We start from the raw sequence: 7,076 nt of genomic DNA on the forward strand, positions 1-7,076 counted from the left end.
CAAAATTGTTCGTCATCATTAATTTTAGACTTGATAGATTTACTTAAAGAGGTGTAAAATAATTCGCCATTAGCAGCCCGTTGCCAATAACCAAATTCCATAAAAGCCCCAGTATATATTTTATCCTGAATGCATTTAACAGAACGAATAATAGTTTCATTTGGTGAGGGATTTAATACCCACTTTGAACCATTAAACTCTAACAAACCTTCATTATTAGCAAAATACATAAATCGCTGATTGTCTTGAGATATCATCCAGTTTTGAATTCCTGCATTATAAATATCTTTTGAATATTTTACAATGGGTGGTAATTGCTGCGCATAATTAGTTGCGAAAACAAATAAAAGAAGTAAACAAGAAAAGTGAATTTTATAAAATTTCATTTATGTTACAATTAAAGGAACTAAAGATATATATTATTTTTTAAAATAAAAAAAAGACTACTATTTCTAGCAGTCTTTAAATAAATAATATAGTGTATATCTATTGTTTGATAAATTTAGTAGAAGATGTTACACCATCTACAACCGTTTTAACTACATAGATTCCAGAATTTAAACTAGAAACATCTAGCGCAGTTGAAGTACTATTTAATGCTTTGTTGATCACTTCTTGACCTAAAACATTATAAACTGAAATAGTTTGAATAGTTCCTAAACTTTCAATGTTCAATACATTTGATGTTGGGTTTGGATATAGTTTCACTTTTGAAACTGTAAAGCTATCAGAAGATAAAACAGTATTTTTATGGAAATAAATATTGTCATATAAAACGCGATCCACCATTGCGGTAGTAATTGCGAATTGTGCCACATTGCTTCTTGTTAAATTATTTGTAACAACACCACCTAATGCAGTGATAGGCACATCTACAGAAACCCATTGATTACCTACTAATTGAGGAGTTGATCCACCATTAATGTTCACCTCTAAAGCAGACACTTGAGCAGATCCACCAGCAAAATCAACTAATTTTACATTAAATACATCCCCAGTTAAATTAGTATCAGTAATATAAAAATCAAAATGTATATGCGTAAATGCTGTTAAATCTAATCTATTTGATGGGAATTCAATACCGTGACATATTACTCCTGGATTTTTTTGTAAAGTATTATTACCCGCAACTTGAATTTCTGTAGATGCAACACCACCGCACCATCCAGCATCAAAATTATCAAAAATAATAGGTGTATAAGCATCGCTATAAATAGAAACCACATCGGTAGCTAGTCTAGCAGGTGGCGTAGGAGCTGCTGTTGATGGCCCATAATATAAATAGTTTACTGTATAAGTTTTAGTCACTGTACCGTTTGAAGAAGTAACAACTACGGTAGCACTCCCTGGTATAGCAGTTGCTTGAGTAATTACAGTTGTTGCAGACGAATTAGAAGTCGTAACACTTGTAATTTGCGGTATAGCTGTTGTACCTGTTAAAACTTCATAGGTATAACTTTCAACACCAGAAGCAAATCCTGAAATAGTTGCACCAGCAACTTTAAGATCACTAAGTTTAGCATCAATAGCTGGATCAGGAGCAGTTTTCCAAAAGTAAATATTATCAAAATAAAAATTAGCTGGAGTTACACTAGCTCCAACATTTGCAGCAAACTTCATTTGATGAATACTAGCCCATGTCATGTCTGTAAAAGCCGATTTAGGAATATCCACACTATACCATTGCCCTTGTACATGATTAATGGTTACCAATACTTCAGCCGGACCTGCTCCATTACTAACTGGTGTAACTTTTAAAACTGTAGCTCCAGGATTAGCACTTGAATAAACATCAACATGTAAATACTCCATGTCTGATAAATTGGTAGATGTAAGAAGAGTTCCTTGATAATTAAAGTTAGTGTACGCTAAAATATTATTTCCTGCGGTTACAGTAAAAGTAGGATTAACAGTTCCAAAACCACTTTGTCCCCAGTTAGGATTTAAATTTGTTGCAATACTTGTATAAGAATCACTAAACACAGAAACAACATTTGCTTGTAAATGTGAAGGAGTTGGAGCATTTGTTGTAGGCACAGCACTAAAAGTAGCACAAGGAGCACAAGTGCCACCACAATCAACACCTGTTTCTGTACCGTCTTGAATACCATTAGTACAAGGATTTAAAGTCAATGTAATATCGTCAAAATAAACACCATCTGTACTGCCCAAAGCCCCCATCAAAAAACCTAGCTGCACATTACCATTGGTGAGTGGTGCTGTAAACGTTGCAGTATAAGTGTCCATTGTTGTAGTAATAGCAAAATTCTGTCTAAATTGATCAGACCAAATACCAGTGTTTTGAATTGCAACCGTAATATTTCGGTTTGCAACTGCACGTGACTTGAAAGTAAGGGTATACTGACCACCTCCAGTAAAAGAAAGAGCTCCTTGAACTAGTTGGGTATCCCATGGATTACCAGCTGCATTGGATGCACTGTAGAAAGCTTCACCACTAACAACCGTTCCGCCACCTCCTGTAAAGGCCCAATTGGTTGTACCGTTTGCAAAATCTCCATTGGTTACAAGATTTTGTGAAAAACCCCAAAAGGAAATTAAAAATGTAAATAAATACGTAATTTTTTTCATAATATTAAATTTAAATGGTTAAAAATTGATAATAGTAAAATTAACCTAAAAATAATATACACAATTTTTATTATATATATAGAAACTATACATTTTAGTTTTTTTTTAATAATAAACAACAAGTTTAATTTATGATATAAAGTTCTGTATTACAGTGCTTTATAGTAATATTACTTCAATTTTATTTAAAAATGTATAGTTAATGTATAGTCAAAAATTAGCTTTAACAATTCAACTACATCGATTTCTTAGGTGGTATTTACACTTTTTTATTCATCTGAAAGAAGAATTGATACATTTAGAATTATAATTAATTATCTTTGCCATTCTTATAAAAAATACAATGATGCCATCTGATTTTTCTTCTTTAGAACCCAAAAAATTTATCTTGATAAAAGGGGCACAATTGCACAATTTAAAAAATATTGATGTAGCCATTCCTAGAAATCAAATGGTAGTGATTACTGGGCTTTCTGGATCTGGAAAATCAAGTTTGGCTTTTGATACACTATATGCCGAAGGACAAAGACGCTATGTAGAAAGTTTATCTTCCTATGCAAGACAATTTTTAGGGAAATTAGACAAGCCAAAAGTAGAATATATCAAAGGAATTGCGCCTGCCATTGCCATTGAACAAAAAGTCAATACTACAAATGCGCGCTCCACAGTTGGTACATCAACAGAAATATACGATTACTTAAAATTATTATTTGCCAGAATTGGAAGAACGTATTCACCAATTTCTGGTGAAGAAGTAAAAAAACAGACCGTTTCAGATGTAGTAAAACACATTCAATCCTTAGAAATGGATTCGAAATGGCTCTTATTGGCTCCTATTCATCTAGAAAAAGGCAGAAAATTACACGACAAACTTAAGGTTTTATTACAACAAGGTTTTGCCAGAGTACTAATAGACAACCAAACGGTTCGATTAGACGATTTTGTTGCAACTCTAGAAATGATTGACGAAAATACCATGGCTAACAAAGAAATTTTATTAGTTATTGACAGAATCGTAGTAAAATCAGATGAAGAATTCTTAAACCGAATTGCCGATGCCTTACAAATTGCTTTTTATGAAGGAAAAGGGGAATTGTACCTACAAGAACCTGAAAAAGCAAATCGCGTGGTTTTCAACTCCAATTTTCAATTAGACGGCATGGATTTTTTAGAACCAAATATTCATTTATTTAGCTTTAATAATCCTTATGGCGCTTGTCCGACTTGTGAAGGCTACGGAAGTGTTATTGGTATTGACGAAGAACTTGTTGTGCCAAACACGGCGCTTTCTGTGTATGAAAATGCTATTTTTCCTTGGCGCGGAGAAAGTATGGGTTGGTACCGAGATCAATTGGTAAACAATTCTCATCATTTTGATTTTCCGATACACAAACCTTATTTTGAATTATCAGAAGCGCACAAAGCACTTGTATGGAACGGAAATAAATATTTTACTGGTTTAAACGACTTTTTTAAGGATTTAGAAGCCAATAATTACAAAATTCAAAATCGTGTCATGCTATCTCGTTATAGAGGTAAAACAAAATGTCACGCTTGTAATGGCAAACGACTACGTTCTGAAACTAACAATATTAAAGTCGCAAAAAAAACCATTTCTGACTTGGTCGATTTGCCAATTATCAAATTAATTCCGTTTTTTAATACTATTGAACTATCGGAATATGATGAAAAAGTAGCCAAACGATTACTTGTAGAAATTAAAAACCGTTTGGCATTTTTAGATAACGTAGGTTTAAACTATTTGAGTTTAAACAGAAGATCAGCTTCACTTTCTGGTGGCGAATCTCAACGAATCAATTTAGCAACTTCTTTAGGAAGTTCATTAGTGGGTTCCATGTATATTTTAGATGAACCAAGTATTGGTTTACACCCAAAAGACACTGAAAAACTGATTGAAGTGTTACTGAACTTAAAAAAATTAGGTAACACGGTAATAATTGTAGAACACGACGAAGACATCATGAAAGCCGCTGATATGATTATTGATATTGGTCCTGAAGCTGGAACTTTAGGTGGCAATTTAGTCGCTCAAGGCACCTATGCAGAAATTCTGAAATCAGATTCATTAACGTCTAGATATTTAAACGGGAAAGAAAAAATTGCGGTTCCAAAATCAAGAAGAAAATTCAAAAATCATATTGATATTATTGGCGCAAGAGAAAACAACTTAAAAAATATTGATGTCACTTTTCCTTTGGATTGCTTAACGGTAATTACAGGTGTTTCTGGTAGCGGAAAAAGCACTTTGGTAAAAAAGATATTATTTCCTGCCTTACAGAAAAAACTAACCGGAATTGGAGAAAAAGCAGGTCAATTTACAAGTTTAGAAGGTAGTTTTTCGCACCTTAAGAACATTGAATATGTAGACCAAAATCCTATCGGAAGAAGTTCGCGTTCCAATCCAGTTACTTATATTAAAGCGTACGATGATATTAGAGAATTATATGCCAAACAAACCACTTCAAAATTAAGAAATTACCAAGCCAAACACTTTTCATTTAATGTAGATGGTGGAAGATGCGAAACGTGTAAAGGCGATGGCGAAGTAACCATTGAAATGCAATTTATGGCCGATGTGCATTTAGAATGTGAAACCTGTAATGGAAAACGATTCAAAAAAGAGGTTTTGGAAGTTAATTTCGAAGGCAAAAACATCGACAATATTCTAAAAATGACCATTGATGAAGCCGTTGCTTTTTTCGAAAAACATGGTCAAAATAAAATTACGCAAAAGTTACAACCTTTAAAAGATGTTGGTTTAGGATATGTGCAATTGGGACAATCTTCTTCTACCCTTTCTGGTGGAGAAGCACAACGTATCAAATTGGCCTCGTTTTTAGTAAAAGGTGCCACCAAAGAAAAAATGCTATTTGTATTTGACGAACCCACTACTGGTTTGCATTTTCACGACATAAAAAAATTATTAAAATCATTTGATGCTTTAATTGAAAAAGGACATTCTATAATCGTAATTGAACACAATTTAGAACTTATTAAATGTGCCGATTACATTATCGACATCGGTCCTGAAGGTGGAGAAAATGGCGGACAAATGGTCGCTTTTGGCACACCAGAAGAAATAGCAAAAAATAAAAAATCCTTGACAGGAAAATATCTAGCAGAAAAACTGAATTGATTTACGATTTATAAATAAAACCTTGCCACAACATTTGTCACCCTGAAAGGGTCTCACGCAAAGTTTTTCAATTCAACTAAAAGAGATGCTTTCAGCATGACAAACGTTGAACATAAATTTTACAGTTTTAAATACCTTTTTATTTGTGTTAATTCGTGTAATTCGTGTTAAAAATTATAATTTCGCATTTCAATATTTTAAATCCAAATGAAATTCCAAGTAGTATCTGATTATGTTCCCACTGGAGACCAACCTCAAGCCATTGAAAAATTAGCTAAAGGCATCACCAATGGCGAAAAATACCAAACTTTATTGGGTGTTACGGGTTCAGGAAAAACATTTACAGTAGCCAATGTGGTGCAAGAAGTACAGAAACCTACTTTAGTTTTAGCACACAATAAAACTTTAGCCGCGCAATTGTATTCGGAATTTAAGCAATTTTTTCCTAATAATTCGGTGCAATATTTTGTATCGTATTACGATTATTACCAACCCGAGGCCTTTATTCCGGTAACGGGAACCTATATTGAAAAAGACTTATCCATTAACGAAGAACTTGAAAAACTTCGTTTAAGTACCACTTCTGCCCTACTTTCTGGTCGGAGAGATATTATTGTTATTTCATCTGTTTCTTGCTTGTATGGAATTGGAAATCCTGTTGAATTTCAGAAAAATGTAATTACTTTAAAAAACGGACAAGCCATTTCTCGAACCAAATTATTGCATCAATTGGTGCAAAGTTTATATTCGCGTACCGAAATGGAATTTACACCTGGAACCTTTCGCATCAAAGGCGATACCGTTGAAGTATTTCCGAGTTATGGCGATGAACCGTTTCGAATTCACTTTTTTGGTGATGAAATTGAAGAAATTGAAGCGTTTGATGCCCGAACGTCGCAAGTAATAGAAAAATACGACTCACTAAGCATTTATCCTGCCAATATGTTTGTGACTTCTCCTGATATTTTACAAAAAGCCATTTGGGAAATCCAACAAGATATGGTAAAACAAGTGGACTATTTTAAAGAAATTGGCAAGCATTTAGAAGCCAAACGATTAGAAGAACGTACGAATTTCGATTTAGAAATGATTCGCGAATTGGGTTATTGTTCCGGGATTGAAAACTATTCGCGTTACCTTGATGGTCGGGAACCGGGTACGCGCCCTTTCTGTTTATTAGACTATTTTCCAGACGATTATTTAATGGTTATTGATGAAAGTCACGTCACCATATCGCAAGTACATGCCATGTATGGTGGCGATAGAAGCCGAAAAGAAAACTTGGTAGATTACGGATTTCGTTTGCCTGCCGCAATGGACAACCGTCCTT

At 33.8% G+C, this 7,076-nt stretch carries 3 protein-coding genes and 1 pseudogene; 2 read left to right on the forward strand and 2 right to left on the reverse strand.

The genetic code is table 11. From position 1 onward, the window contains the following. Window positions 1-386, reverse strand: a pseudogene (locus tag ACIQ2I_RS06890) (LuxR family transcriptional regulator); the annotation flags it as partial. Window positions 387-486: 100 nt separating this feature from the next. Next, a complete protein-coding gene (locus ACIQ2I_RS06895; protein ID WP_396181694.1) occupies window positions 487-2,589 on the reverse strand; it encodes a T9SS type A sorting domain-containing protein in 2,103 nt (700 codons plus the stop codon). Between the two features lie 343 nt (window positions 2,590-2,932). Between ACIQ2I_RS06895 and uvrA the strand changes: the two genes are divergently transcribed. Continuing rightward, complete coding sequence (gene uvrA, locus ACIQ2I_RS06900; RefSeq protein WP_396181695.1) at window positions 2,933-5,746, forward strand: excinuclease ABC subunit UvrA; 2,814 nt, start codon at window positions 2,933-2,935, stop codon at window positions 5,744-5,746. Window positions 5,747-5,953: 207 nt separating this feature from the next. After that, window positions 5,954-7,076 (forward strand): DEAD/DEAH box helicase family protein (locus tag ACIQ2I_RS06905; protein WP_396181696.1); only part of this gene is annotated, 1,123 nt, incomplete at its 3' end.

This window comes from Flavobacterium sp. (genome assembly GCF_044368995.1).
Lineage (GTDB): Bacteria > Bacteroidota > Bacteroidia > Flavobacteriales > Flavobacteriaceae > Flavobacterium.

Excerpts from the sequence above, each read along its gene's own strand:
- ACIQ2I_RS06895 (WP_396181694.1), bottom strand. The coding sequence starts at position 2,589 with ATGAAAAAAATTACGTATTTATTTACATTTTTAATTTCCTTTTGGGGT.
- uvrA (WP_396181695.1), top strand. The coding sequence starts at position 2,933 with ATGATGCCATCTGATTTTTCTTCTTTAGAACCCAAAAAATTTATCTTG.